Here is a 555-nt window from a genome sequence, read left to right on the forward strand (position 1 = left end):
GTAACATTGGACGGAATCAAAACCGGATTGGCAAGCAGCCAAGTCCCTTCCGGAACATAAACAACTCCGCCGCCTTGACTTTTCGCAACATCCAACGCCATTTGAATTTCAAACGAGGCATCCAAGCTTCCTTCTGCTTCGGTTTTTGCTCCAAAATAACGGATATTGAGATATTTCAAACTTTCTTTTTCTAAATCAAACACTTTTTTTCGTAAAATTTTCGTTTCCAAAAACGCAAGCAACCCTTGAACGCTCATACATCCGCTCCTCTCGTTAGTTCGTTAACTTTTCTACCGATACCGATTCAATTTCCCCGCTTAATCCTCTCGTAACCGTCACAAGCGATTTAACGAGATAGATTAAACCAGAGACCAAAATGAAATTATCGGTTCTTGCTTGGTTAAACGAAATCACGCCGTTTTCGTTAATCGTAAATTGAGAAGGATCAATCATCGTTCCGGTTTGATTAAGGACAGAAAAGGAAGAATCTAAATCAACAAACTGAATTTTTAAGTTGGAATAGTTTCGTTTTTGTTCATCCGGATAAAACGTCGT

General features: G+C 39.3%; 2 protein-coding genes. Both read right to left on the reverse strand.

Annotated elements, in window-relative coordinates; translation table 11 throughout:
- On the reverse strand, nt 1-257 hold a 257-nt coding region (locus U1T56_RS24425), incomplete at its 3' end, for a glycosyl hydrolase family 28-related protein (protein ID WP_418162074.1).
- A 16-nt stretch (nt 258-273) separates the two neighbouring features.
- A partial coding sequence (locus U1T56_RS24430; RefSeq protein ID WP_418162075.1) for a hypothetical protein occupies nt 274-555 on the reverse strand: 282 nt, incomplete at its 5' end.

This window comes from Benzoatithermus flavus (genome assembly GCF_037908215.1).
Classification (GTDB): Bacteria; Pseudomonadota; Alphaproteobacteria; order Geminicoccales; family Geminicoccaceae; genus Benzoatithermus; species Benzoatithermus flavus.